The organism is Sorangium sp. So ce1036 (genome assembly GCF_051369805.1).
In the GTDB taxonomy this organism is placed as follows: Bacteria; Myxococcota_A; Polyangia; order Polyangiales; family Polyangiaceae; genus Sorangium; species Sorangium cellulosum_F.
The window spans coordinates 3568224-3593698 of sequence record NZ_JBBMOX010000001.1; the positions used below are offsets into that span (position 1 = coordinate 3568224).

A 25475-nucleotide genomic window follows, 5' to 3' on the forward strand; every position below is an offset into this window, starting at 1 on the left:
TGGCGTCCGCGCCACACCGCTGCCGTGGCGCACTCCTGAGCGCTCGCCCCCGTCCGTCTCCAGCCGGCGTCGGTGCGCATCCCCGGGGCACCCCGCGCGCCCACGCAGCGCCGTTGCGCCCTCTCCGACAGGCTACCCAGGCAGGCGGCTCATCACGAGATCGACCATCACCCTGGTACGTCAACCACGCCAGCGGAGCACCGGTGCTCCCTCGGAGCACGAACACGCTGGCAATTTCTCGGAGCCACCTTGGGGATTTGAACCCCAGACCTACGGTTTACGAAACCGTTGCTCTACCACTGAGCTAAGGTGGCGCGTCTCTCGTCGGTGAGGCGCGCAGATTACCCACTCGCCCCACCGAGTCAAGCACTTTCGTTAACCTCATTGCTCGCACCACCCGGGCAGCCTCGCGCCTCCCCGGGCAGCCCACGCTCGCCGCGAGCTCTCCCCGGGCTCCCCCGGCTCATCGCCTCCCGCCGCGCTCCGCCGCCGCCGAGCCCCCCGCCCGGAAGAACTCGTCCAGCCGCTCGGCCAGCTTCGCGGCCGCCGACCAGTGCATCATGTGCCCCGCGTCCGGCAGCTCGAAGTGCTCCGCCCGCGCGATGTGCGCCGCACGCTCCGCCTCGTCCGGCGGATGCCACCCGCTCGGCCCGCCGCTCACGATCAGCGTCGGGCACGCGATGCGCTCCAGGAACGCCATGAACGCCTCCGCCTGGAACACCATCGGCGACGTGGTCCGGTGCATCGGATCGTACGCCCACGCGAGCCCGCCGTCCGGCTCTTCCCGCGTGAGCAGCCGCGCGCGCGTGACCAGCACCTCGCGCGGCACGCACGGGTGGTGCACCACGAGCCGCGCGATCGCGTCGGCCATCGACGACAGCCTGCGCGGCGTCCGATCGAGCCCCTTCATCTGGCGCAGCCACGTCTCCATGCGCGTGACCGCGATGTCGGGCCGGCTCGCCGGCGGCCCCATCCCTTCGAGCAGCGCGAGGCGCTCCACGCGGTCGGGGCACGCGCCCGCGTAGTAGACCGCGACCGCGCCGCCCATCGAGTGGCCCACGACGCCGAGCCGCTCCGGCGCGAGCGCGTCGACGAGCGCCGCGACGTCCGCGATGTAGTCGGGGAAGTGGTAGTAGCCGCCCGCGCCGACGCGGGCGCTCCGGCCGAAGCCGCGCAGGTCGGGCGCGACCACGTCGTACCCGGCGCGCGCGAGCGGCTCGGCCACGAGGTCCCACGTGCTCCCGGCGTCGAGGAAGCCGTGGAGCAGCAGCAGCGTGACGCCGGTGGGCCGGGCGTCGTCGTCCCGGAACCGGTGGACGCAGAGATCCAGCCCGTTGACCTTCCAGATGTCCGAGGATTTACGCACCGCTCGTCCGATCTCGCGTGATGAAGATGCGGCTCCTGTCAGCTCTCCGCGCATCACGCGCGGGGCTCCCATGCTGCGCATGCCGCCGATGCGCTGCGTGGCGCCGGTGCTCCGGCGTATCGCCGGTGCTCCGGCGTATCGTCGGTGCGCTGCATGCCGCCGGTGCTCCGGCGTATCGTCGGTGCGCTGCATGCCGCCGGTGCGCTGCGCGCCGCTGACGCCGCGCGTCCCGCGTCCGGCGCGCCCCGCGCCGTCACCGCCTCGCCGGCGTCGCCGCGGGCGGCGCAGGGGGCAGGACCGCCCCCGTCGCGACAGGCGTCGCCGCTCCCGGCGCCGCTGCGCCCGGCGCCGTCGCCGCTCCCGGCGTCGCTGCCCCAGGCGCCACCGCGCCGGCCCCCGGCGTCGCCGCCGGCGCCGCGTTGCCCGCGCCTGCCGGCGCCGCGCCGTCCGGCCCCGCCGGCGCCGCGCTGCCCGTGCCCGCGGGCGCGACCGGAAGCGCTGCGCCCGTGAGCTGCGCGGCGTCCTTCAGCACCTCCTCGGCGTGCACGCCCGGATCCACGTCGGGGTAGACCTTCGCGACCCGGCCGTCGGGATCGATCAGGAACGTCACGCGCGCCGTCGCCCCGAGCTTGGTGGGCACGCCGAACGCCGTGGCCCACGTGTGATCGGTGTCGACCAGGATCGGGAACGGCAGCTTGTTCTGGTTCGCGAACATCTCGTGCGACTCGCGCGAGTCCGACGACACGCCGAAGACCTGCACGTTCGCCTGCGTGAAGCGATCCCACGCGTCGCGGAACGCGCACGCCTCCTCCGTGCAGCCCGGCGTCCCGTCCTTCGGGTAGAAGTAGACGACCACGGCGCGGCCTCGCTGGTCCGACAGGCGCTGGATCGCGCCGTGCTGATCCGCGGCGAAGACGTCCGGCGCAGGCGAGCCGACCGGCAGAAGCCCCTGTCCTCCATCGGGCCGCTGCACCGCGCCGCACGCGAGGAGCGAGACCAAGGCAAAGACGACAGCAACTACGGAAAAAACGAGGGCAGTCGGGAAGCGTCTCTTCATCGGTGCGCCACGTTAGCACGCGCTCGGTGGGATCGATCCGACGCTTCTGATACGTTGCGGCGCCAAGGAGACCCGACCGATGGCGACCTTCGGCAACGGCAGCGACACCGCCCCTCCGGCGGTGCGCAAGGGCAGGGGAGATACCTACCCCGATTTCTCTTCGCCCACCGTGGACAAGGTCATGGTCGAAGAGCGTGCTGCCGAGCTCGGCAAGCGGAGCATCAAGGGCCCGGCCAAGAGCGCCGGCCTCAAGCTCGCCGTCTCGATGATGGATCTCACCACGCTGGAAGGGAAAGACTCCCCCGGAAAAGTCCAGCAGCTCTGCCAGAAGGCGCTGCGCCCCCACGAGCGCGCGGACATCCCTTCCTGTGCGGCGGTGTGCGTCTATCCCAAGCTCGTCCCTGTGGCGAAGCGAGCGCTCGAGGGGTCGACCGTCAAGGTGGCGAGCGTGGCGACCGCGTTCCCGGCCGGCCTGTCGACCCTCCCCGTCAAGCTCGCCGACGTGCGCCAGGCCGTGGAGCTCGGCGCGGACGAGATCGACATGGTCATCGATCGCGGCGCGATGCTCGCGGGCGAGCACGCCGCGGTCCACGACGAGATCGCCGCCGTCAAGGAGGCGTGCGGCGCGGCGCACCTCAAGGTGATCCTGGAGACGGGCGAGCTCGGGAGCTACGACCGCGTCCGCAAGGCGAGCCACATCGCGATGCTTGCCGGCGCGGACTTCATCAAGACCTCGACCGGGAAGATCACCCCGGCCGCGACGCCCCCCGTGACGCTGGTGATGCTGGAGGCGATCCGCGACCACGCGCACGCGACCGGCCGCCGGATCGGGATGAAGCCGGCCGGCGGCATCCGCACCGCGAAGCAGGCGCTCCACTACCTCGTGATGGTCAAGGAGACGCTCGGCGACGCCTGGCTCACGAGCGACCTGTTCCGCTTCGGCGCGTCGACGCTCCTCAACGACGTCCTCATGCAGCTCGAGAAGGAGCGCACGGGGGCCTACCAGGGCGCCGACTACTTCAGCAAGGACTGATCGGATCGCGCGCGGCGCCGTGCGGGGTCCAGCGGCGGTCCCGGGCCCTGTGTTCAACCTGCGGTCCCGGGCGTAGAGTGCGCGGCATGAACGACAAGAGCACCGCCGCGGCAGGCGGCGACGCGGGCTCGTCCCGGCAAGTCAGCGCCGCGCGCGACGCGGACGCGGCGGCCGCGGCCGTCGTGTTCGGCGACGCGTGGCGCTACGCGCCGGCGCCCGAGGCGCGGGATCACGTGAAGATCGCGCCGCGCTACGACCTCTTCATCGGCGGCGCGTGGCGCGCCCCCGCGTCGGGCCGCTACCTCGACAGCATCAGCCCGTCGACCGAGGAGAAGCTCTGCGAGTTCGCAGAGGCCTCCGAGCAGGACGTCGACCTCGCCGTGCAGGCGGCCCGGACCGCCTACGAGAAGCGCTGGTCGCGCCTGCGCCCGCTCGATCGCGGCAAGTACATCTACCGCATCGCCCGGGCGATCCAGGAGAAGGCGCGCGAGCTCGCGATCGTCGAGTCGCTCGACGGCGGCAAGCCCATCAAGGAGTCCCGCGACGTCGATCTGCCGCTCGCGGCCGCGCACTTCTTCTACCACGCGGGCTGGGCCGACAAGCTCGAGCACGCCTTCCCCGGCCGGCGCCCGCGCCCGCTCGGCGTGGCCGGCCAGGTGATCCCGTGGAACTTCCCGCTCCTCATGGCGGCGTGGAAGCTCGCCCCCGCGCTCGCGGCGGGCAACACCTGCGTCCTCAAGCCCGCCGAGACCACGCCGCTCACCGCGCTCCTCCTTGCGAAGATCATCGAGGAGGCTGACCTCCCGCCCGGCGTCGTCAACGTGGTCACGGGCGCCGGCGCGACGGGCGCCGCGGTCGTCGGCCACCCCGGCGTCGACAAGGTCGCGTTCACTGGCTCGACCGAGGTGGGCAAGCGCATCCAGCGCGCGCTCGCCGGCACCGGCAAGCGGCTCACCCTCGAGCTCGGCGGCAAGGCCGCGAACATCGTCTTCGAGGACGCGCCGCTCGACCAGGCCGTCGAGGGGATCATCCGCGGCATCTTCTTCAACCAGGGCCACGTCTGCTGCGCCGGCTCGCGCCTGCTCGTCGAGGAGAGCGTCCACGACGCGCTCCTCCACAAGCTGCGCGAGCGCATGGCGACCCTGCGCGTCGGCGATCCGCTCGACAAGAACACGGACGTGGGCGCCATCAACTCGCGGGCGCAGCTCGAGAAGATCCAGGACCTCGTGGCCTCGGGCGAGCGCGAGGGCGCCGTGCGCTTCACGCCGCGCTGCGCGCTCCCGGAGCGCGGCTACTGGTTCGCGCCGACGCTGTTCACGGGCGTCGCGCAGTCGCACCGGATCGCGCGCGAGGAGATCTTCGGCCCGGTGCTCTCGGTCCTGACCTTCCGCACGCCCGAGGAGGCGATCGAGAAGGCGAACAACACGATGTACGGGCTGTCGGCGGGCGTCTGGACGGCCAAGGGCTCGAAGAGCTTCTGGGTGGCGCAGCGCCTCCGCGCCGGCGTCGTCTGGGCGAACACGTTCAACAAGTTCGATCCGAGCGCGCCGTTCGGCGGCTACAAGGAGAGCGGCTTCGGCCGCGAGGGCGGCCGGCAGGGGCTGCTCGCCTACCTCGAGGTGGACTGATGGCGTCCGGGCACAAGGACTGCGGCGATCACGACGGACGCGCGCCGGCCGGCGTCGGCGCGGCGGCGCAGGGCGCGCCGGCGGGCGAGGCGGGCGTGCCCAGCGCGGCGGCGGGCGACGCGGAGGCGCCGGTGGGCGAGGCGGGGGCGCGGATCGCCGTGCGCAAGGCGTACAAGATGTTCGTGGGGGGCGCGTTCGTGCGCTCCGAATCGGGGAGGACCACCCAGGTGCGCGATCACGACGGCGCGGGCACGGTCGAGAACATCCCGCGCGCGTCCCGCAAGGACGCGCGCGACGCGGTGCTGGCGGCGGCGAGCGCGCTTTCGGGCTGGTCGTCGCGCACGGCCTACAACCGCGGGCAGATCCTCTACCGCCTCGCCGAGATGCTCGAGGCCCGGCGCGCGGAGCTCGCCGCCTCGCTCGAGCGCGGCGGGCTCGATGCCGGCGCCGCGCAGCGCGAGGCGCTCGCGACGGTCGATCGCGTGGTCGCCTTCGCGGGCTGGGCCGACAAGTACCAGGGCCTCTTCTCCAGCCTGAACCCCGTCGCCGGCCCGCACTTCACCTTCACGGTGCCCGAGCCGATGGGCGTCGTCGTCATCGCGGCCCCGCCGCGCCCCGCGCTGCTCGGCCTCGCGGGCTCCCTGCTTCCGGTGATCACGGCCGGCAACACCTGCGTCGTGCTCGCCAGCGAGCTCGATCCGCGCACGGCCCTCGTCTTCGGCGAGGCGCTCGCCACGAGCGATCTGCCGGGCGGCGTCGTCAACCTCCTCACGGGCCAGCTCGCGGAGGTGCTGCCGCACCTCGCCGCGCACATGGAGGTCGCCGCGCTCGATCTGCACGGCGTGGACGCCGCGCTCGGCAAGCGCGTCGAGGAGGCGGCCGCCGCGAGCGTCAAGCGCGTCCGCGTCCGGTCGCTCGGCGAGGCGGCGTGGTTCGACGACGCCTCGGCGACATCGCCCCGCTGGATCGAGCGCTTCGTCGAGATGAAGACGATCTGGCACCCGGCAGGACCGTAGCCCCATAGGCGTGGCGCGCGCGGGGGGTGGGGCACCTGGGGTGCTCACCTCCGGGGCCTCTCGTTCCGGCGAGCCCCTTGCGTGGCTCGCCTGCACGAACGCCCCTCCGGTGAGCACCCCAGGTGCCCCACCCCCCGCGCGCGCCGCTCAGCGCCCGAGCACCATCCCGGTCTGCAGCGTCCGCCCGGCGACGAGATCCGCCGCCGGGAGCGGCTTCCGGCCCTCGACCTGCGCCCGCAGGATCTGGATCGCGCCCGCGCCGCACGCGACGATCAGGACGCCGCGGCTGGCCATCAGCACGGTGCCCGGCGGCGCCCCGCCAGCGTCGGTCTCGCTCTCGAGGCGCGCGGCCAGCACCTTGAGCGCCTTGCCCCCGAGCGTCGTGAAGGCGCCCGGCCACGACGTCATCCCGCGGATGTGGTCGTGGACCTGCCGCGCGGTCCGGTCCCATCGGATGCGCCCGTCTTCCTTCTTCAGGAGCGCCGCGTGGGTCGCCCTGTCGTGGTCCTGCGGCGTCGCCGCGAGCTCGCCGTCCACCGCGCGGCGGAGGTCCTCGCGCACGACCTCCGCGGCGAGCGCCCCGAGCGTGACCGCGAGCTCGTCGGCCGTGGTGTCCGCGCCGATCGGCGTCCGGCGCACGGCGTAGACCGGCCCGGTGTCCAGGCCCTCGTCCATCTGCATCAGCGACACGCCTGTCTCGGCCTCGCCCTCGACGATCGCCCACGTGATCGGCGCCGCGCCGCGGTAGCGCGGCAGGATCGACGCGTGCAGGTTCATGCAGCCGCGCCGCGGCGCCTCGAGCACCGCCTTCGGCAGGATGCGCCCGTAGGCGATCACCAGCGCGACGTCGGCCCCGGCGTCCCTCACCCACGCGGCGAACTCGGGCGTGCGGATCTTCTCGGGCTGCACCACCGGGAAGCCGAGCTCCATCGCCCGGAGCTTCACCGGCGGCGCCTTGAGCTCGAGCCCGCGCCCGGCGGGCCGATCCGGCTGGCAGACGACGCCGACGACGTCCGCGATGGACGCGAGCGCGTCGAGCGAGGGCACGGCGATGGCGGGGGTTCCGAAGAAGAGGGCGCGCACGCCGACGCTTCTAGCAGGAGCCGCGCCCCGGTGGCCCGCCTTCTTCAGCCTGCCCTCTCCGATCGAGGCGAGCTCCCGAGCGCCCGTCACCGCCGCGATCCGGAAGCTCCGTCGCGCGCGTCCGGCGCGGCGCCGTGCGTCGTGCGCGGCTCGGCGCAGCAGCGGAACCCGGTCTCGTAGAACGCGAACCCCGGCTCGTGCGCGTCGTTCGTGCCGCGGCAGCCGGTCCACGGCTTGGCCCAGAAGCCGCCCATGAGCGCGCCCGGCCACCGCCGGCCGCGGCGGGAGGCGACCCACTCCTCGACGTTGCCCATCATGTCGAAGACGCCGAAGGCCGAGACGCACCCGGGGTGCGCGCCGCTCGGGGCGCCCTGCCAGAGCCGCTCCACCTCGCGCCGCGCCACCTCGCCGGAGGCGCCGAGCTTCCGCTCGTCGACCGGCCGCCACGCCTTGCCGCTGTTGCAGATCGCCTTGTCGACGCGCCAGCCGTAGGCGAGGGGGCGGCGCTCGGGGCCCTCGCACGCGAGCTCCCACTCCTGCTCGGAGCACACCCGCTTGCCGCGCTCGGCGCACCACGCGGTCGCCATCTCGAACGACTGCATCACCAGCGGCCTCGCCCCCCGCTGGTTCGGCGCCTCGAACTGGTCCATGCACACCACGATCTCGGTCGCCGGCCCCTCCTCCGCGGTGATGCCCTCCCAGTAGGCGAAGCAGTGCGTGGCCCTGCCGCCCCGGACCGGCTCGACGCACACGTGCTGCACCTCGTCATGGTGGGTGCCGCTGACGAGCCGCATGTCCGGAGGGCACGCCGGGCTGGGCCCGGGATCGAAGGCCGGCGCCGCCGGCAAGGTGAGCAGCGCGAGCGCGAGCGCGCCGAGGCCGAGCAGGGGATCGATCATCGTTCAGGGGAGGCTCCGGCGACCCGTCGGCGCCGGCGTCGATGCCGGCGTCGCCGCGCGCGGTCCGAGCGCTGCCACGGTCGCGTCTGCTGTCCGACGAGCGGGCGCGGCGAGCGGCAAGCGCGACGCGCTGCGCACCAGACTGACCCGCAGCGTACCGGAAAAAAATGACCAGCGCTGTGGCACGCGGCATGCGCCATGTCTATGGTGGGTTTCCACGGGCACCCTGGCCCATTTTGCGCCATCGGGGGCTCCGCGTCGCACGATCCACGTCCGTCTCGATGCAAGCAAAGATGACCGGGGCGCGCGCGGTGACCGCGCCGCCTGGTCGCTGGTTCATGAAGGGGTTTACCTCCCCCGGTCGGGTGCCTAGAGGAGATCGCCATGTCCGAGAAAAAGAACCCGCCGATGCCGCCGCGCTCCGAGGAAGAGGTTGTCTTCGGCGACGAGCTGCCGGTTCTGCCGATCCGCAATGCGGTGCTGTTCCCGGGCGCCGTCGCGCCCTTCGATGTCGGTCGCGAGAAGTCGGTCGCGCTGGTGGAAGACGTCGACAACCTCCCCGGCCCTGTCATCGCGATCTTCGCCCAGCGCGATCCTTCGACCGACGATCCCGGGGCCGAGGATCTCTACCCGATGGGCTGCGCCGCGCGCGTGCTGAAGGCGCTGAAGCACAGCTCCGGCAACTACTCGCTGATCCTGCAGGGCCTGACCCGGATCCGGCTCGAGGGCGTCACGGCGCACTCGCCGTACCTCCGGGCCAAGATCCGCCGCATGGATGAGCCCGCGACGGAGGACGTCGAGGCGGAGGCGCTCGCGATGAGCCTGCGCGACATCGCGAAGCAGGTCATCCAGCTGATGCCCGAGCTCCCGCGCGAGGCGGGCTCGCTCATCGACTCGATCCAGGCGCCCGGCGCGCTCGCCGATCTCGTGGCGGCGAACCTCGACGCGCCCGTCGAGGAGAAGGCGCAGCTCATCGAGACGATCGACGTCAAGGAGCGCATCCGCAAGGTGCTCCGGCTGCTCACGCGGCAGCTCGAGATCCTGAAGATGCGCGAGCGCATCAACTCCCAGATCAAGGAGGAGATGGGCAAGAACCAGCGCGAGTACGTGCTGCGCCAGCAGCTCAAGGCCATCAAGGAGGAGCTCGGCGAGGACGACGGCGATCAGGGCGACCTCGACGGGCTCGAGGATCGCATCGCCAAGGCGAACCTGCCGACCGAGGCCGAGACCGTCGCGAAGAAGCAGCTCAAGCGCCTGCGCACGATGCAGGTCGGGTCGGCCGAGTACACCGTGGTGCGCACGTACCTCGACTGGATCCTCGACGTGCCCTGGACGCAGTCGACGCAGGACAACCTGGACATCAGCAGCGTCCGCAAGGTGCTCGACGAGGACCACTACGGCCTGGAGAAGGTGAAGAAGCGCATCCTCGAGTACCTCGCGGTGCGCAAGCTGAAGCAGGACAAGAAGGGGCCGATCCTCTGCCTGCTCGGGCCTCCCGGCGTCGGCAAGACCTCGCTCGGCCGGAGCATCGCGCGCGCCCTCGGCCGGAAGTTCCACCGCGTCTCGCTCGGCGGCGTGCACGACGAGGCGGCGATCCGCGGCCACCGGCGCACCTACGTCGGCGCGCTCCCTGGCCAGATCATCCAGGGCATGAAGAAGTCGGGGACGATCAACCCGGTCTTCATGATGGATGAGGTCGACAAGATCGGGCACGACTTCCGGGGCGATCCCTCGGCGGCGCTGCTCGAGGTGCTCGACCCGGAGCAGAACAACACGTTCGCGGATCACTACCTGGAGATCCCGTACGACCTGTCGCACGTGATGTTCGTCGCGACCGCGAACGTGGCGGACCCGATCCCGCCGCCCCTCCGCGACCGCATGGAGATCCTGGAGATCCCCGGCTACACGCGGAAGGAGAAGCTCGCGATCGCGCGGCAGCACCTGCTCCCGAAGCAGCTGTCCGAGCACGGGCTCACGACCGAGCAGCTCGAGGTCACGGACCGGGCGCTGGAGGAGATCATCGATCACTACACGCGCGAGGCCGGCGTCCGCTCGCTCGAGCGGCAGATCGCGGGCGTCATCCGCGGCGTCGCCGTGAAGGTGGCCGAGGGCGACACGCAGAAGCGGCGCGTCGACAACGAGGACGACCTGCACGAGTTCCTCGGCCCGGCGAAGTACACGAGCGAGGTCGCGGAGCGCACGGCCGAGAGCGGGGTCGCGACGGGCCTCGCGTGGACGAGCGTCGGCGGCGAGATCCTCTTCATCGAGGCGACGCGGATGTACGGCACGGGCAAGCTCCAGCTGACGGGCCAGCTCGGCGACGTCATGAAGGAGTCGGCGCAGGCGGCGCTGTCGTTCGTGCGCAGCAACGCGGCGAGGTACGGCATCGCGAAGGACTTCCTCGAGAAGAGCGACCTGCACATCCACATCCCGGCCGGCGCGATGCCCAAGGACGGGCCGAGCGCGGGCGTGACGATGTTCACCGCGCTGGTCTCGCTCCTCACGGGGATCAAGGTCCGGCACGACGTCGCGATGACGGGCGAGATCACGCTCCGCGGCCGCGTGCTGCCGATCGGCGGGCTGAAGGAGAAGGTGCTGGCGGCGCACCGCGCCGGCATCAAGCGCATCGTCGTCCCCGAGCGCAACCGTGCGGATCTCGAGGAGGTCCCGAAGGAGGTCGTGGACGAGCTGCAGTTCTTCTTCGTGAGCCGGATGGAGCAGGTCCTCGAGGCCGCGCTCGAGCGGATGCCCGAGCCCGCGCCCGTCACCGAGGAGTCGAAGGACGGCGAGAAGAAGGAGCTCGAGAAGTCCGAGAAGAGCTCGATCGCCAGCAACTGATCGAGGCTCGATCGGCTCCCTGGAGGCGCCGCGCGGCTGGCTCGCGCGGCGCCTTCTGTCTGTCCGGGGGTGCCGCGCGCGCGTCCGCGCCGGCTTTCGTCTCGACGGCTGTCAAGCGAATCGGTAGCCTCGTCAGCGCATGAGGCCGTGTCCGAATTGCGCGTGGATGCTCAAGGACACCGACACCGCTTGCACGATGTGCGGCGCGAGCGTGGCCGGTGCAGCGCCTGGTCTCTCCGCCCCGGTCGCGCCCCCGCCGCCCGTGCAGGCGGGGGTGGGGCAGGGGGCCTATCCGCCGCCGCCTCAGCCGGTGGGGCTCGGCGGCGGCCTCGCCGCGTCCGGCGTGCCGGGCGGCAGCGCCCCGTTCTCGACGGGCGCGGACGCCCCCTTTCCGGTGTCGCCCTGGGCGCGCGCGGCCCCCTCGGCGGGGCTCACCTCGCAGCCGTCGTCTCCTCCGGTGAGCACGCCGTCGGCCGTGCCCGCGCCGCCGCCTCTGGCGTCGCCGATCCCCGGCGTGGGAGCCGGCGCGGCGCTCGGCGGCGCGATGGGGCAGCAGCCCGCGGCGCAGGGGGGGCCTGTGTTCGGCGCGCCGCCGCAGGGGGTCGCGCCGCCGCCGCTGGTCGTCCCGACGGCGACGCCGGGGATGGTGGCGCCGCCGCCGCTGGTGCAGGGCGGAGGGGCGGCGGTCGCGCCGCCGCCGCTGGTGCAGGGCGGGGTGCCGATGGGCACGCCGGGGATGGTGGCGCCGCCGCCGCTGGTGCAGGGCGGGGTGCCCGGGGCGGTGCCGATGGGCACGCCGGGGATGGTGGCGCCGCCGCCGCTGGTGCAGGGCGGGGTGCCCGGGGCGGTGCCGATGGGCACGCCGGGGATGGTGGCGCCGCCGCCGCTGGTGCAGGGCGGGGTGCCCGGGGCCGTGCAGGGCAGGGCGGCCGCGGTGGTGCCGCCGGTCGTCCAGGGCGCGGTCTCCGGCGTGGTGCAGCCGATCGCGGGGCAGCCCTCGCGCGTGCTCGTCGGCTTCATGGTGACGTTCCAGAACGACCCCGCGGGCAGCTTCTGGCCCATCTACAGCGGCCGCACCCAGGTGGGGCGGGCCGGGGCGGACCCGGCGACGGAGATCGGGCTCGCCGACGCGAGCGCCTCCTCGCGCCACGCGGCGATCCACGGGGACCCGACCACGGGCCAGGTCTTCATCGAGGACGACGGCTCGCGCAACGGCACGTTCGTCAACGAGCAGCGCCTCGCGCAGGGCGAGCGCCGGCAGCTGCGCGACAACGACCGGCTACGGCTCGGCAGCACGACGTTCGTGGTGAAGGTGCTGGTGGCGTGAGCTCACGCCCGCCTGGCTGCCCGCAGCGCCCGCGAGACCACGCCCCGGCGCTCCGCGATGGGGTGAAGGCTCAAGGCTCAGCGTTCGGATCCGTGCACTTTCGGAAGCCGCTCGTGTCTGGAAGGCAACTCAGGCCGTCGCAGTCGCTGTCCTGAGCGCAAGACTGCCCTTTCCCACACCGCTTCTCGCAGAGCGTGCCTCCGCAGTCGATGTCGGTCTCCAGGCCGTCCTTCTCGCCGTTGAAGCAGATCGCCGCGGGCGGGGGAATCTGACACGTGAAGTACGTCACGACGTCGCCCGCGGCGCCCGACCCGGCGCTCGGCGGGTAGTGGACGCGGAACGAGATGGAGCCGGCGAACGTATCGGGCGGCACCGGGCCGGCGTCCGGCGGAGGCTGGTTCCCCGCGCTCGCCTCGAGCACGGCCCTCGGGAGCAGGGGCGTGCGCTCGACGCACTTCCTCTCGGCGTCGATCCGGTTGAAATGGTGTGTCGTGCCGTCTGCGCAGCTCACGTCGAGGGTATCTCGACCTTCCGGCGTCGTGACGGTGACGGTCCCGCCGCTCACGCGGGCGATCCCCTCGCCAGCGCCGCTGCCGTCAGCGCACAGCGGCAGAGGACCGGCGTCGGCGGCGGTGTCCTCCTCGGTCTCGCCGCATGGATGGATGGTCACCGAATAGCTGTATTCGCCCGAGAACGTGAACGAGCCGCACTCCTGCGCCAGGGCGTCGAGGCGCTTGAACGAGAGGCTCTTCGGGGGAAACGCCGCGAGATCGAGCGGCGGATCGAAGACGACCTGCCCGCCTTCATTGAGGAAGCAGACGTCGAGCGCCTCCCGGCTGGCGAACGTGCCTTTCGGCGCGTCCCCGTCGCCCTGCGCCCCGCACCGAGCCCCGATGTCGCGATGATAGGTCGCGTAACAGCTGTTCGGATCCTCGAGAAACGCGCAGATGTCCTCGAACTCCTCTCCGCAGCCGGGCACGGTGGCGGCGGCGGTCGCGGCGAGGATCGGGCATGCACAAGCGGCGAGCAAGACGTGACGACGCATGGGCGCAGTCTACGCATTCTTCCTTCGGATTTGCCAGAATCGCAGAGCTCGTACGTTGTCGCCCCCGCGCCTCGACCGCGGAGGCCGCGCGCCCGAGGAGACCGCCTGACGGGGGCCGCGGCGGCGTGATGCGTGCAGGCCCGCGGGGCCCCGCGCCGCGGCGGAGCGCCTCACAGCTCGGCGTACGGCCCCGGCACCACGTACGCGTCGTCGTTCCCCGCGTACGTGAACATCCCCCAGCAGACGAGCTTGTACTTGATGGCGAACGCCACCGCCTCCCGCAGGCTCGCCTTCGGCGCGAGCACCGCGAGGTTCGAGCGCCGGACGCCCCACCACCCCGGGCCGTGCTGCAGCAGCGCGTCGTGGAGATCCTGCGTCGCGCGGCGCGCGTCCTCCAGCACCGCGAGGCGCAGCCGCACGAACGACCCGTCGCGCGCGGGGAAATCGAACCAGTACAGGTTCGACCGCGCCAGCTTCGGGGCGATGTTCCCGGCGCCCTGGGCCTCCAGGAAGCGGGTGAGATCGTCCGGCGAGAGCCTCTGGGTGACCGGGTGCGTGTCGATCCCGCTGCACGTCTCGGGGCCGATCTTGAACTCCCCCAGCGTGAGCGACGGGTCCGCGCCGTTCTCGGGTGTCAAGAGGTATCGATCGGGCTCGGGCAGATCCCCCGGGTACTCCACGCCGGCGTCGATGCCGCTGCACGCCGCGCCCCCGAGCGCGAGCGCCAGCACGGCCGCGAGCGCCGGGCGCCGGGGCGCGACGAGGCGGCCGGGCGCCCGGCGCGCTCGATGGGAGCTCCTGCTGCACGACGGGCACGGCGCGCTCGCCGGCGAGGCCCCGGCGGGCGTGTCCTTGCGACTCGGATTCGTTTCGTTCGACATGGCCCTCTCGCGGCGCGCAGGGCGCCGCCCGATCGCCGGGCGCAGCGCTGCCCGGGCCGGGCAATCATTCAATGCCAGGCGCCTCGAGGGCAAACTCCTCTGCGAACATTTGGCTGGCGCGCCCCCGCTGGCCTAGAGTTCCCCCGATGAGGCACCTCGGAATGCCGACGCTCGCCCACGCCCCCGCCCACCCGGCCCGGCGTCCGCGCGTCCCGTGCGCGGCCGCGGCAGGGCGCGCCGGCGTGACCTGCGCCGCCGTGACGGCGATCGCGCTGCTCGCCGGCTGCGGCGGGTCGCCCACGGCCCCCAAGCAAGACGAAGTCTTCTACCTCCACGGCGCCGCGGGCGCCCTGCGCAAGGACGCGAGCTTCGAGGTGTACTTCCCGCCGCTCGACGCCCCCGCGACGGACCGGCTGCCGCGCAGGATCGGCGTCGGCCTCATGAACGGCGACGTCCGCATGAGCCGCCCGATCGACTGGAACGTCGGCGGCGCCGATTACACGCCGGAGCGCCGCTTCATCACGTACCAGTCCCCGCGGCAGTTCCTGTTCTCGATCTACGAGCGCATCGACAGCCCCGAGGACCCGTGGCCCGACGTGCTCAAGCGCTACGAGGCCGACCTCGAGGAGCAGGGCGCGCAGATCCTCTCGGGCCGCGCGCCCGTGGCGACCGCGAACACGCAGGGGCGCAGCTACCTCGTGAAGGCGAAGATCCCGTCGAAGCCCGTGTCCGAGGCGTTCGCGCACGAGATCCTCATCCGGAGCCCCCGCCGCGTGCTGCTCGTGCAGATCGTGCATCACGAGAACATCGACGCGAGCGCCGACGAGATCACCGCGGCGCTCCAGAGCCTCACCGTCTACTGAGGCGGCGCGCCGGCGAGCCCGGGCGCCGCGACGGCGCCTCGGCGCGCCGCGACGGCTCCTCGGCACGCCGCGACGCCGCCGGCCGTCACATCGGCGGCGGCTCGCCCCGGTCCTCCTCGTCCGCGTCGGCGCTGCCCGCGAGGTGCTTCTCGTCGAGGGGGACCGTGAGGACGAGCCGCTCCGCCGCCGCGCCGCCGATCCACGCGGTGCGCTTGAGCGTCGCGGCGCGCGGCGAGCCGAGCTGGAACCGGGGCGCCTCCTCCGTGTCCACGTGGATCTCGAGCATCACGTCGTGGATGCCCGGCGTGAACGTCTCGATGACGCCGCGGACGAGCGCTTGCCGCTCGCCGCCCGGCAGGAACGAGAGGTACTCGTCGTAGCCGACCGGGCCGACCACGATCGTGTAGCGCCCCGAGCCGTCGAACACGTAGCGCCCCAGCGTCAGGCTCTCGCCGAGCTGGTGGTTCATCACGCCGAGCTTGTTCCTGAACGGCTTCTCGATGAGCGTCCAGTGGCCGACGAACTGCTCGATCCGCACGCCGATGTTCCCGAGCATCTCGGACAGCACGGTCTCGAGGTTCCGCGCCGAGCGCGACTTCGAGGCGAGGATCGGCGCGTAGCGGAGGAAGAAGAACCGATCGAGCGGCGTCCCGTACTCGCGGAACCCGTCGAGCCCGACGGCGCAGAACATCCGGCGCGTGAACGGATCGGCGCCCTGCTTGCGGTAGGTGACGGGCAGCCGGTACTTGGTCCACGCGCGGTAGAGGAGCGACAGGAGCCGGTGGTGGAGGACGTCGAGGAACTCGCGGATCGGCTGCGGCCCGCCCTGGTAATCCGAGAGCGCGATCTCCTCGATGAAGTAGGCGGGCAGCGGCGACACCGAGCCGTACAGGCCGAGGAACGTGGTCGAGACGCGCGCGCGCTGCACGGCGTCCGGGTACTTGACCAGCGCGAGCTCGCTCACGTCGCTCGACGCGAAGATGAGCGACGGATCGCCGCGCAGCCGGATGCGCTCGTCCTGCACGGGCCCGAGCTGGCCTACGGGCGGCGCGGCGGGGAAGAGCCGCTCGAGCAGGTAGATGAGGCGGTAGTACGAGGAGCGCGGCGCGATCTCCGCGAAGCGCTGGAGCGTCTCCTCTGCGGCGGGCGCGGCGCTCAACGGGTCGCCTCCTTCAGATCAGGGTCAGGCTGCCGCTCTTCGGCTCCCATTTGTGCACCACGCGTGTGTTCGTGCCGGTGACCGTCAGCTGCGTGAACGAGTTCAACGAGACGTACGACCCGAGCATCTCGTTCAGGAGGCTCGCGAACAGGTACATCTCCCCCTCGCCGACGAACCCGCCCTCGTCGAGCTCGATGTCGACCGCCACGCCGCGCACGGGCGCTCCCCGGTAGAGCCGGTCGGTCGGCCGCACCCGGATCGACTTGATCGCGGCCAGGCGGAGCTGGTTGGCGCGCGCCGCCTGGCGATCGACGATCGCCTGGAAGTTGTAGAGATCGACCGTGGCGCGGAGCACCTCGAGCTCGGTGATCGAGCGGTAGCTCATCGCCATGTGGGCCAGCACGCGCCACTGCAGCTCGCGCCCCATCGGCGGCGGGAGCGGCGCCGTCACGCCGGTGAGGTTGGTGAAGCTCGCCACCGCGGGGGAGGTCGCCGTGGGCACCCGGAGATCGCCCACCTTGAGCTGCGCCGGCAGGCGGCGGTTCGTGCTCGTCGCCTCGATGCTGATCACGTCGAACTCGGGGAGCGCCCCGGCGTCCTGCGGCGAGCCGAACGACAGGTACATGTCGATGCCGTCGCCGATCGCGGCCGGGCGGAGGTGCGCCTGGTAGAAGATCGTCCGCGCGGCGGCGTCGGGGTCGAGCTCGTGCTGGAAGCTGAAGAACGAGGGGATCTCGACGCGCTGGCTCGTGCGACGGGCGATGCCGACGACCTTGTCGACGCTGTAGATCTCGAAGGCGGCGGGCGCCGCGCCCGCCGGGCGGCAGAGGTACTCGTGCTTGGTCGCCTCGGGCTTGATCGGATCGCTCGTGTGATCGAACAGGTTCACGACCGGAGAGCAGAACAGTCGCAAGTTCTCCCGGCCGATCCGCGTCCCCGGCGGGAGCCCGTCCCGGAACTGCAGGAGGATCGCGAACCTGTCGGAGACCCGCTCCACCGAGAGCGCCTGGAGGCCGGTCACCTCGAAGAAGGCGAACTTCTGCGGGAGCGTGAAGAACTCCTGGAGGAGCCGGAAGCCGGGGTAGACCGTCTTCGGGTACGGGATCAGCGCCTCCTCGTCGGAGAAGCCGGTGAGCCGCACGGCGCGCGCCGGGAGCGAGGCGATCGTCGTGTCGCGCCCGGCCGCGTCCACCGCGGCGAGCGCCACGGACTCGACGTGCGCGCCGACCCAGAGGCGGAGGTCGTCCTGCAGCCTGCGCTCGCCGTGGATGTAGAAGCGCAGCGACGAGAGCGACAGGGCCGGCAGCGCGGCGCCCCCGGTGAGGCGGAGCTCGATGCGGAGCGTCTGCGCGAGCTGCGCGCCCGTGTCGACGCGCACGTCCTCGATCGCGAGCGGGACGAGCTCGACGTCCTGGGTCGTGCGGAAGCGGCACGAGACCCCGTCGACGGGCACGGACCCGATCTCCGCGTTCCGCGCGACCAGGAGCTTCTCGCGCACCACGTTCGGCAGCGGGGTGAACTCGACGATCGACGTCGCCGGGATCTGGCGGAGGTAGTGCGGGAAGAGCAGCGACGCGACCGAGTGGATCACCTCCGGCAGCTCGTCGTCGAGCTTCTGCCGGATCTTGCCGGTCAGGAAGGCGACGCCCTCGAGCAGCCGCTCGACGTCCGGATCGCCGCCGCGCTCCGCGAGCATGGGCGCGATCCCGGGGTAGGCCGCGGCGAACTCGCGCCCCAGGTCCCGCAGGTAGGTGAGCTCGTCCTGGTAGTACTTGTTGAACATCCTCTCGCCACCGCCAGTCGACCGCCGGCGCCGGAGCCTGTCAACGGCCGCGAGACCGGGGCCCCGCCGGACGACAGGGCGCTACGTCATCCGGACGTTGCCGCTCTGGTCCACGGCCGCGCCGAGCCGCAGCGCCTGGCGCCGGCCGTCCGGGTACTGGATCTGCGCGGTGATCTCGAACTCGAGGACCATCGACTGCACCGCGTCCGCGTTGCGCAGGTGACGGACCTGCACGTTCTTCAGCCGCGGCTCGTACGTCTGGATGCAGTTCTTGATCGAGCGCTGCACCAGGCCGATCGCCTCCGGGAACTCGTGCAGCACCTCGGAGACCTCCATGAGGCCGTAGTCCGGGCAGGTCAGCGAGCTGCCCTGGCGGGTGTTCAGCATGTGCCCGAGGTGCGTCAGGATGGCCGACTCGAGGTCGTGATCCCGGTAGGTGTGCCGCTCCGTCGAGTGCGGGTCGGCCGCGTGCTGGATGCGCGTGAGGAGGGAAGCGCCGGCCACGGGCGCCATCGTAGACCAGCCCGCGCCCCCAGCGGAAGCCCCGCCCGTTGAACGGGTGGCGCTGCACTCTGGGTGCCCCCCTCCGGGGAGCCCCCGGAGCGCCGCACCACCCGTTCAGCGCGGCGTGAGCCAGTCGTCGCCCGCCGAGAGGCCGCCGTCGTTCCAGGTCCAGACGATCTTCTCGTAGGTGAACGCGACCTCCTCCTGCTCCGGGACGCGCGAGAGCGCCCGGTTCCTCACGTTGAGCATGGTGAACTGGATGCTCGAGATGGTCGCGTTCGTGAGCTGGACCGTGAAGACCGGCCGCTCGACGCCGATCGCGACCGAGCGGTAGAACTGGAGCTCCCAGCGGGCGATGCTCTCGTTGTGGCTGAGGATGTTGAGGAGGAGGGGCGTCGAGCGATCGAGATCCTTCGTCACGACGATGGGCTTGTGCATCCGCTTGCCGGTCGGGCGCCCGGTCACCGGATCCCGCGGTCCCACCACCGAGTGAAACACCCCCGTCACCAGAATCGTACCCTCTCGCCCCTTCTGGGTGACGGACCCCCTGACCTCCCCCTGTCGAGTGGCGAAGATTCTGAGGTAGGCGTTGAGGGCCATGCCAACATTCTGGTCCTGCTGTGCGTGATGGCCATCCCTGAACCGAACGGCCCACCTTGGCCGCCCGGTTCAGGGCCACAAACGCGACCGGGCGACCCGAAGGCCGCCCGGATCGACGAGACCTCAGCAGCTAGGTACTACGCGTTCGGCGTCTCCCAGTCGTCGTCCGCCTGGCGGGCGCCGTCGCCGTCGTCGTAGGACCACACGATCTTCTGGTACGTGAAGGCGACCTTCTCGTACTCCGGAACGTCCTTGCCCTCCGGCGGCCTGCGGGTGTTGTCCATGAAGAAGTCGATGCTCGCGACCGTCGCGTTGATGAGCTTCACCGTGTAGTGGTTCTGCTCCTTGCCGATGTTCTTCGAGGCAGCGGCGCCCGGCGTGAAGAACTTGAGCTCCCACTCCGGGATGCTCTCGTTGTTGACCAGGGCGTTGTAGAGGAGGGGCGTCGACTTATCGAGCTCCTTCGTGATCACGAAGGGCTTGTGCTGCCGCTTGCCGCTCGGCAAGCCGGTCGCCGGGTCACGCGGGCTCACGATCGAGTGCTTCACCTCGATGACGCCGATGGACTTCTCACGGCCCTTCTGGGTGATCGAACCTTCGATCGCACCCTGCGTCACACCCTTCAGCTTCAGATACGCTTGCAACGCCATGATCAGCACCCTGTTCCTTCTAGGACTCGCCGCCTGGGCTCAGTCTACGCCCCATTGCGCGCTGGCAGACGGTTCGCCCCGTCCGGAGTAGGAGTTTGCAATCCAGGAGATACGATGTGCATCGTATCTCTGCCCCTGCTCAACGCAGGGAGTCCAGAAGGTAACTCCCTAGATGGGAGCGTCAAGACTTTTGTGTCCCAGATCGTCCTGCGCGTTACGCCCTGGGTTCGTCGTTGTTTGGCCCTTGGTTTGCCTTGGGTTCTCGATGATCCCGCAAGTTTCCGCCGGTTCGACACGGGTGTCGTGGGTGTGTCGATCGCGTTGAGAAGCTGCGGTCGCTGTGGGCGATGGGGCGACGCGAGTGGCTCGCGGCGCGGCGGGCGTGGCCGCTGGCATGGCGAGCCTCGGTCCACCGATGTGAACTGGCCGGCCAGCGCGGCCTGGCCGGCCAGCGTGGCCGGCCAGGCCGATGGGTCGCGAACTCGCCTCGGCGAGCCCTTGCATGATACGAAGAGCGCGTGAGGATCGTTCGTTTCGGCTCTGTCGCCGGTCTGGGCCTCGTCGCCGCGCTCGCGGGTTGCGGATCGTACCCCGAGCAGCCGCACGGTGAGCTGCTCACGCGCAAGCAGAACCCCATTCCGGTGTGCTCCACCCAGCTCCCGCCCGCGCGGCGCGCGGCGGGCGGCAAGGCCGCCGTCCGCAACCTCGATCCCGACCAGTGGATGGAGATCATCGTCCCCGGCTACAGCGCGGAGCGCGGGATCGGCCCGACCGACGTCGACTGCACCGGGCACTATGTGTTCGCCAACGAGACGCTGCGCGGCGGCATCTCGAAGTCCGGCTGGCCGCGCAAGATCGACCCCGACGAGGTCGAGATCCGCTCCGGGCCGGAAGGGCTCCGCGTGCTCTGGCTGCGCGCGCTCACGTTCGAGAACGGCGACGAGGGCGGGCTGGTCGCGCTCGTGCGCGCGGCCGGCGATCGCGCGGACGTCTTCGGCATCGGCAGCTTCCGCGCGCCAGCGAAGGGGACCCGGCTGTCGCCGGTGCGCCTCGGCAACGACAACCTCGTCGTGGCCGAGACGAAGAGCTGCCCCGATCCCGACGACTGCAGGCAACGGGCCCACTTCTATCTCGCGCGCAGGGGACGGCTGATCGAGGCCGCGGCGGTGGACCTGGAGCGGACCGCCGTGATCCCTTCCGTCACGGAGCGGGGGCTCTACGCGCGCTACGTGCTGCGCACCGACGTCTCGTACAAGCCGAACGGCATCCAGCTGCTCGAGCAGGTGCGGGTGAAGATCGTCAAGTACGACGACGGTAACCGCGACAGCGACCGCGAGCTGCGCCGCGTCGAGTTCCAGCGGTTCCTCCGGGTGGAGCGGGATACGCTCTTCTCGTCGAACGACCCCCTCTGGGAGCGCGTCGTCGGTCAGGATTGAGCAACGGCGGGCCTGGGGGAGGGGGGGGTAGGTGGGGGGGGTCGCCGCCGTCTCGGCGGCGGGTGGCGTCTCGGCGGGGGGGTTGGCCCCTCGGGGGGGGGACGGGGAAGCGGTGTCTCGCCGGGGGCGGCGGTCACCAGCAGAACAGCGCGTTGCCGTATCCGCAGTTCGGGCGCTGCAACATCGCGTAGGCCGTGCCGAAGGCGAGGCCGCTCAGGAAGCCCGTGACGCCGCCAATCGCGATCTGGCCGCCGTTCTCGTAGGCCTCCGCGTTGCCGGGAGCGACGCCGCGGGCGATCGAGGTGACGATCGACGCGGTGAGGGGGAAGGCCACGTGGCCGATGAAGCCGCCGGCGTTGAAGCGGCCCGCGGAGTAACGGAAGGTGTCCACCAGGAAGATGCCCGTGCCCGCGCCCGTCGCGCCCCAGGAGGCGAACGCGTGCGTCGACGGGCCGCCGAAGGACTCGCAGCCCGAGCCGGCCAGGGCCGTCTTCGTCTCCTCGATCCCGCAGCCAGGGCGCGGTGACTCGATCGCGCCCTTGATCGGCAGGTCCACGAGCAGCGTCAGCGCCGTCATCGTCATGGCCGGCGCCAGCACCGAGAAATGCCAGCGCCCCTTCCAGCCGACCGTGGCCTCGGGATCGCTGTAGTAAACGCGCGGCATCAGGAACACGGCCGAGGCCCCCAGCGCGAGGCTCACGTCCGAGACCGTGCCCCAGCTCTCATCCCGCTCGACCGTCGTCGCCTGCGCCGCCGCCTCGCGCGGGGCGAGGAGGCACGCGGCGACCGCCAGACAACCTGCTGCTACGACTTTCTGCCTGATTCGCATGAATGGCGCCTCGCGTTCGGCTGCGCCACCGGGGGAGACCGGCGAGCCCGAGGCGCCGTGTGGCGCGCGGAGCCCCGCAGTCCGAGGGGCGCTATCGTTTGTTCGAGTTCCGTGAGCCATCGTCCTCTGCGGCCGTCGCAACGTACGCGCGAAAGAACTGCTCGCCAAATATTTCTCGAAACGTCTCCTTGTCCTCCCCGAAGTCGCCGTGGCGGCGCTCGTAGAGCTTCCAGAGATCCTCGTACTTGCTCGAGAACAGCCCGCCCTTCTTGCCCTCCCGCTCCAGCTCTCTCACGAGCGTCTTCGGCGAGAGCTTCACGAGCAGCGACCTGACGCCCCCCATCACGCCCTGCAGGAGCGCCATCTGGTGGGTCATCACGTCGGCGAAGATCTGGCGGAGCTGGTGCGCGGCGTCGGGACCCCCGGCCGGCGTGAGCAGGACCGTGCCGAGCTCCTTGTCGTCCTTCGCGTTCGCGACCTTGTCGCTGTCCACGGAGCGATCGCGGGCCAGCACCTCCTCCTCGAACTCGTAGTAGCCGTCGCGCAAGCTCACGAAGCACTTCAGGAAGACGTCCATCGTGTCGCGGAGCCGCCGCGCGAAGTTGACGATGCCGGCCACGTCGTCCGGAGGCTTCGCGCCCGGCGCGAGCACGCCCGCGAGCTCCGAGAGCGCCGCGAACGCCGCGTTCGCCGGCGCCAGCTCGCCGAGCGTGCGGTAGTCCACGCCGTAGTACTGGGCGATCTTCTGGAAGTCCTTCTCCGCGAGGACGGCCGGGTGCTCCTCGCCCAGCCGGCGCAGGTACCCCTGGCGCGCCTCGGGCGGGAGGCGCGCCAGGTGCTCCCAGATGATCCGGTAGACCGCGGCCCACGCGGTCCGGTACGCCTCCAGGTACGGGACCACCTGCCGCAGGTAAGGGTCCTCGACCCCGGGCGCCGCGCGCTTCTGCGACTGGAGCAGCGCCGAGAGGTTCTCCCCGCCCGTGCCGAGCAGCGTGCCGTCGCTCGGGAGCTCGGCCTTGAGCGGCGCCTCGATGATCGCGAGCCGGATCTGGATCGGCCCGATCGTGATCTCCGGCTGGGTGCTCACGTCCACCGCGGTGTCCCGCGCCAGCCGGTGGCCGGCGAACATCGTCCCGTTCGTGGAGCCGAGATCGCGGACGAGGATCCGGCGATCGCGGACGTCCACGGCGGCGTGGAACTGGGAGATGTACGGCCGGTCGATGTGCAGATCGTTCAGCTGGTTCCTGCCGATCCGGACAGGGAAGCGCTCGAACGAAGCTTCGAAGCTTTGGTTGGCCTGGGTGTCGGACACGCGGGCCGAGAGCGCCGCCGGCATGCGTGCAGACTAGCAGACCCGCTTCGCCCCACGGGAGTGCCTGAAGCCCACCCGGACCGCGCGGCCGCGAGGTCACGGCGCGGAGCGCGAGCCAGCCCACGCGCGGTCGGGAGAGGAGCCCGCCGCAGCAGGCACGACCCCACGAGGGCCGGTTACTTGACTTGTTTGCCTACATGGTGCGACCTTCGACCACACATGAGCCTCGTCCACAAGATCCCTCCCATGGTCTCGGCCCTGGCGTTTGGCTACGGGGTCGGGATGGCGGCGCCCCAGTCGGCGATCACCTCGGTGCAGTCGGCGGTCGCGACCTACCAGCTGGGCGGCGCGCGGGCCGTCGCGCCCGGGGGATCGGCCTCGCTCGCGGCGCCCGCGCCGGCCGCCTCGTACGCGCCGCGGGCGCCCGGGGGCGCGCCGGTCGCGCCGTACGCGCCGGCGGCGCCCGGGCCCTCCGGCCTGGCGCCGGCCGGGGCGCTGTCGGGGAGCGAGTCGCGGGAGCTCGCGCGGCTGCGGGATGCCGCGGCGCGGGAGGCGCGGGAGGGCGCCGCCTGCGACCTGGAGCGGCCGAGCTATTCGCGGCCGCCGCGCGCCTTCTCCGCCGAGGGTAGCTACGCCGACGACGTGGACGACCTCGACGCGGCCGGCGCCGAGGCGCTCTCCAGGCTGCAGCTGCCGGACCTCCGGCTCTCCGTGTCGCGCCGGACCCTCAAGTACGTCCGCTTCTTCACGCGCACCGATCGGGGCCGGAACATGTTCGCGACCTGGCTCAAGCGGAGCGGTCGGTTCCAGGAGATGATCCAGACCGAGCTCAGGGAACGGCGGCTCCCGGAGGATCTCATCTGGGTGGCCATGATCGAGAGCGGGTTCGACCCGAGGGCGAGGTCGCCGGCCGGGGCGGTGGGCCTCTGGCAGTTCATGCCGGCCACCGGCGCGGTCTACGGGCTCCAGCAGACACGGCACCTGGATCAGCGGAAGAACCCGCGCCTCGCGACGCAGGCGGCGGCGCATCACCTGCGCGATCTGTACATGCGCTTCGGCCACTGGGACCTCGCGCTCGCGGCCTACAACATGGGCTACGAGCAGCTGCTCGACCGCATCGATCGGTACGGCACGTCCGACTTCAACGAGCTGGCGCGCCAGCAGGCGCTCCCGTCGGAGACGGCGGCCTACGTGCCGAAGATCGGGGCCGCGGCGATCGTGGCGAACAACCTGGAGCGGTTCGGGTTCGAGGACGTCAAGGTGAGCCGGCCGATCGACGCGGCCGAGATCCCGGCGCCGCCGGGCACGCCGCTCAAGACGCTCGCGAAGGCCGCAGGCGTCGCGACCTCGACGCTGCGGAAGCTGAACCCCGACCTCCTCGGCGACCGGGTCCCGCCGGGCCGGGGGGACTACCTCGTGATGATCCCGGCGGACACGCTGGCGCGGGCGCAGGCGGCGCTGCCGGCGATGCTCGACATGGACTCGCTCGCCACGGACGACGCGTCGATCCTCGACCCGGTCGATCTGCTCGGCGGCCGCGACTTCACCGAGCGGCGGGCGCTCCGCCGGGACGAGAGCCTGCTCGCGCTCCTCCCGAAGCCGAAGAAGCGGCGTACGATGCGCGAGCCCGTGGCCGCCCTGGCCGCGGAAAGCGATGGCGACGAGGGGCCGGAGGCGGACGAGGGCGATGCCCCGGCGCGGCGGCGGGCCGCGCGCGCGCGGTCGTCGAAGCGCGCGGTGATGTACTACCGCGTCGGCCCCGGCGATACGCTGATCGGCGTGGCGCGGCAGTTCGCGATAGACGTCGAGGACGTGGCGAGCGATAACGGGCTGGAGCCCGATCAGAAGCTCCGCGCGGGCGCCCTGCTCAAGCTGCGTGTCCGGCCCGACGTCGTGGACCGCGCCGCCGCGGCCGCCCCGAGCGAGGCGAAGGACACGGCGGCGAGCGCCGGGGAGGCGAAGGGCGACAGGGCCCGGGACGCCGCCGCGCCCGCGCGGCCCGCGGCGGGGCAGCGCGGCGAGGCGGGCCGCGGCGCGGTGAGGCGGCAGGCGAAGGCGCGCGGAGCGGCCCGCGAGGCCGGAGGCGCCGCCCCCGAGGCCGCGGAGAAGAAGCGCGATCAGCGCGGCTGACGAACGGCGCTTTCGGACGGGGACGCGGCTCGGCTA

At 71.9% G+C, this 25475-nt stretch carries 21 protein-coding genes and 1 tRNA gene; 8 read left to right on the forward strand and 14 right to left on the reverse strand.

The features are described 5' to 3' along the window. Positions 1 to 242: 242 nt before the first annotated feature. From WMF31_RS13755 to WMF31_RS13765, 3 genes are all read right to left on the reverse strand, one after another. Positions 243 to 314 (reverse strand) — tRNA-Thr (locus WMF31_RS13755). Between the two features lie 149 nt (positions 315 to 463). Continuing rightward, positions 464 to 1366, reverse strand: coding sequence for an alpha/beta fold hydrolase (locus WMF31_RS13760; RefSeq protein ID WP_436602371.1), 903 nt, complete (start codon positions 1364 to 1366; stop codon positions 464 to 466). Between the two features lie 253 nt (positions 1367 to 1619). After that, entirely contained in the window at positions 1620 to 2366 is a 747-nt protein-coding gene (locus tag WMF31_RS13765; RefSeq protein WP_436602372.1) for a peroxiredoxin, read from the reverse strand. 136 nt (positions 2367 to 2502) lie between these two features. Between WMF31_RS13765 and deoC the strand changes: the two genes are divergently transcribed. From deoC to WMF31_RS13780, 3 genes are all read left to right on the forward strand, one after another. Further along, positions 2503 to 3456: a deoxyribose-phosphate aldolase gene (gene deoC, locus WMF31_RS13770; protein ID WP_436602373.1), complete on the forward strand. Its 954-nt coding sequence runs from the start codon at positions 2503 to 2505 to the stop codon at positions 3454 to 3456. A gap of 86 nt (positions 3457 to 3542) precedes the next feature. Next, a complete protein-coding gene (locus tag WMF31_RS13775) occupies positions 3543 to 5084 on the forward strand; it encodes an aldehyde dehydrogenase family protein (RefSeq protein WP_436602374.1) in 1542 nt (513 codons plus the stop codon). Between the two features lie 176 nt (positions 5085 to 5260). Then, the gene (locus WMF31_RS13780) at positions 5261 to 6100 is read left to right on the forward strand and encodes an aldehyde dehydrogenase family protein (RefSeq protein ID WP_436606557.1); all 840 of its coding nucleotides are present in this window, start codon (positions 5261 to 5263) and stop codon (positions 6098 to 6100) included. 147 nt (positions 6101 to 6247) lie between these two features. Here WMF31_RS13780 and fmt read toward each other — a convergent pair whose 3' ends face one another. Then, positions 6248 to 7183 carry a methionyl-tRNA formyltransferase gene (gene fmt, locus WMF31_RS13785; RefSeq protein ID WP_436606558.1) on the reverse strand — a complete coding sequence of 312 codons (936 nt, stop codon included), beginning with the start codon at positions 7181 to 7183 and terminating at the stop codon, positions 6248 to 6250. An 86-nt stretch (positions 7184 to 7269) separates the two neighbouring features. Continuing rightward, positions 7270 to 8082, reverse strand: a complete 813-nt coding sequence (locus tag WMF31_RS13790; RefSeq protein ID WP_436602375.1) for a formylglycine-generating enzyme family protein — start codon at positions 8080 to 8082, stop codon at positions 7270 to 7272. 384 nt (positions 8083 to 8466) lie between these two features. On the opposite strand from WMF31_RS13790, the gene lon reads away from it, so the two are divergent. Continuing rightward, positions 8467 to 10920: an endopeptidase La gene (gene lon / locus WMF31_RS13795; protein WP_436602376.1), complete on the forward strand. Its 2454-nt coding sequence runs from the start codon at positions 8467 to 8469 to the stop codon at positions 10918 to 10920. A 166-nt stretch (positions 10921 to 11086) separates the two neighbouring features. Then, positions 11087 to 12247 carry an FHA domain-containing protein gene (locus WMF31_RS13800; protein ID WP_436602377.1) on the forward strand — a complete coding sequence of 387 codons (1161 nt, stop codon included), beginning with the start codon at positions 11087 to 11089 and terminating at the stop codon, positions 12245 to 12247. A gap of 70 nt (positions 12248 to 12317) precedes the next feature. Here the strand turns inward: WMF31_RS13800 and WMF31_RS13805 are convergent, their stop codons facing one another. Both WMF31_RS13805 and WMF31_RS13810 read right to left on the reverse strand, forming a co-directional pair. Next, positions 12318 to 13292 (reverse strand): hypothetical protein, encoded by a 975-nt coding sequence (locus WMF31_RS13805; protein ID WP_436602378.1) that lies wholly within the window; start codon positions 13290 to 13292, stop codon positions 12318 to 12320. Between the two features lie 170 nt (positions 13293 to 13462). Beyond that, complete coding sequence (locus WMF31_RS13810; protein WP_436602379.1) at positions 13463 to 14173, reverse strand: hypothetical protein; 711 nt, start codon at positions 14171 to 14173, stop codon at positions 13463 to 13465. Positions 14174 to 14319: 146 nt separating this feature from the next. On the opposite strand from WMF31_RS13810, the gene WMF31_RS13815 reads away from it, so the two are divergent. After that, on the forward strand, positions 14320 to 15036 hold the full coding sequence (locus WMF31_RS13815) for a hypothetical protein (RefSeq protein WP_436602380.1): 717 nt from the start codon (positions 14320 to 14322) through the stop codon (positions 15034 to 15036). Positions 15037 to 15121: 85 nt separating this feature from the next. On the opposite strand, the gene tssG is transcribed toward WMF31_RS13815, so the two are convergent. From tssG to tssD (WMF31_RS13840), 5 genes are all read right to left on the reverse strand, one after another. After that, a complete protein-coding gene (tssG, locus tag WMF31_RS13820) occupies positions 15122 to 16195 on the reverse strand; it encodes a type VI secretion system baseplate subunit TssG (RefSeq protein ID WP_436602381.1) in 1074 nt (357 codons plus the stop codon). Positions 16196 to 16208: 13 nt separating this feature from the next. After that, positions 16209 to 17978, reverse strand: a complete 1770-nt coding sequence (gene tssF, locus WMF31_RS13825) for a type VI secretion system baseplate subunit TssF (protein WP_436602382.1) — start codon at positions 17976 to 17978, stop codon at positions 16209 to 16211. Between the two features lie 81 nt (positions 17979 to 18059). After that, positions 18060 to 18482, reverse strand: a complete 423-nt coding sequence (tssE, locus tag WMF31_RS13830) for a type VI secretion system baseplate subunit TssE (protein ID WP_436602383.1) — start codon at positions 18480 to 18482, stop codon at positions 18060 to 18062. A 114-nt stretch (positions 18483 to 18596) separates the two neighbouring features. Next, entirely contained in the window at positions 18597 to 19082 is a 486-nt protein-coding gene (gene tssD / locus WMF31_RS13835) for a type VI secretion system tube protein TssD (protein WP_436602384.1), read from the reverse strand. Between the two features lie 137 nt (positions 19083 to 19219). Beyond that, positions 19220 to 19732 (reverse strand): type VI secretion system tube protein TssD, encoded by a 513-nt coding sequence (gene tssD / locus WMF31_RS13840; protein ID WP_436602385.1) that lies wholly within the window; start codon positions 19730 to 19732, stop codon positions 19220 to 19222. Between the two features lie 518 nt (positions 19733 to 20250). Here tssD (WMF31_RS13840) and WMF31_RS13845 point away from each other — a divergent pair. After that, positions 20251 to 21168, forward strand: coding sequence for a hypothetical protein (locus WMF31_RS13845; protein WP_436602386.1), 918 nt, complete (start codon positions 20251 to 20253; stop codon positions 21166 to 21168). Between the two features lie 133 nt (positions 21169 to 21301). Here the strand turns inward: WMF31_RS13845 and WMF31_RS13850 are convergent, their stop codons facing one another. Together WMF31_RS13850 and WMF31_RS13855 are read right to left on the reverse strand one after the other, a co-directional pair. Continuing rightward, positions 21302 to 21997 carry a hypothetical protein gene (locus WMF31_RS13850; RefSeq protein WP_436602387.1) on the reverse strand — a complete coding sequence of 232 codons (696 nt, stop codon included), beginning with the start codon at positions 21995 to 21997 and terminating at the stop codon, positions 21302 to 21304. Positions 21998 to 22088: 91 nt separating this feature from the next. Then, positions 22089 to 23333, reverse strand: a complete 1245-nt coding sequence (locus tag WMF31_RS13855) for a type VI secretion system-associated FHA domain protein (RefSeq protein ID WP_436602388.1) — start codon at positions 23331 to 23333, stop codon at positions 22089 to 22091. Positions 23334 to 23528: 195 nt separating this feature from the next. On the opposite strand from WMF31_RS13855, the gene WMF31_RS13860 reads away from it, so the two are divergent. Then, positions 23529 to 25439: a transglycosylase SLT domain-containing protein gene (locus WMF31_RS13860; RefSeq protein WP_436602389.1), complete on the forward strand. Its 1911-nt coding sequence runs from the start codon at positions 23529 to 23531 to the stop codon at positions 25437 to 25439. The last annotated feature ends 36 nt before the right edge of the window (positions 25440 to 25475 follow it).

Bases quoted from the DNA above. Each gene is read 5' to 3' on its own strand.
- WMF31_RS13790 (WP_436602375.1), bottom strand. From the start codon at position 8,082: ATGATCGATCCCCTGCTCGGCCTCGGCGCGCTCGCGCTCGCGCTGCTC.
- WMF31_RS13860 (WP_436602389.1), top strand. From the start codon at position 23,529: ATGAGCCTCGTCCACAAGATCCCTCCCATGGTCTCGGCCCTGGCGTTT.
- lon (WP_436602376.1), top strand. From the start codon at position 8,467: ATGTCCGAGAAAAAGAACCCGCCGATGCCGCCGCGCTCCGAGGAAGAG.
- WMF31_RS13815 (WP_436602380.1), top strand. From the start codon at position 14,320: ATGAGGCACCTCGGAATGCCGACGCTCGCCCACGCCCCCGCCCACCCG.
- WMF31_RS13855 (WP_436602388.1), bottom strand. From the start codon at position 23,333: ATGCCGGCGGCGCTCTCGGCCCGCGTGTCCGACACCCAGGCCAACCAA.
- WMF31_RS13780 (WP_436606557.1), top strand. From the start codon at position 5,261: ATGTTCGTGGGGGGCGCGTTCGTGCGCTCCGAATCGGGGAGGACCACC.
- WMF31_RS13805 (WP_436602378.1), bottom strand. From the start codon at position 13,292: ATGCGTCGTCACGTCTTGCTCGCCGCTTGTGCATGCCCGATCCTCGCC.
- WMF31_RS13810 (WP_436602379.1), bottom strand. From the start codon at position 14,173: ATGTCGAACGAAACGAATCCGAGTCGCAAGGACACGCCCGCCGGGGCC.
- tssF (WP_436602382.1), bottom strand. From the start codon at position 17,978: ATGTTCAACAAGTACTACCAGGACGAGCTCACCTACCTGCGGGACCTG.
- WMF31_RS13850 (WP_436602387.1), bottom strand. From the start codon at position 21,997: ATGCGAATCAGGCAGAAAGTCGTAGCAGCAGGTTGTCTGGCGGTCGCC.
- deoC (WP_436602373.1), top strand. From the start codon at position 2,503: ATGGCGACCTTCGGCAACGGCAGCGACACCGCCCCTCCGGCGGTGCGC.
- WMF31_RS13800 (WP_436602377.1), top strand. From the start codon at position 11,087: ATGCTCAAGGACACCGACACCGCTTGCACGATGTGCGGCGCGAGCGTG.
- tssD (WP_436602384.1), bottom strand. From the start codon at position 19,082: ATGGCCCTCAACGCCTACCTCAGAATCTTCGCCACTCGACAGGGGGAG.
- tssD (WP_436602385.1), bottom strand. From the start codon at position 19,732: ATGGCGTTGCAAGCGTATCTGAAGCTGAAGGGTGTGACGCAGGGTGCG.
- WMF31_RS13775 (WP_436602374.1), top strand. From the start codon at position 3,543: ATGAACGACAAGAGCACCGCCGCGGCAGGCGGCGACGCGGGCTCGTCC.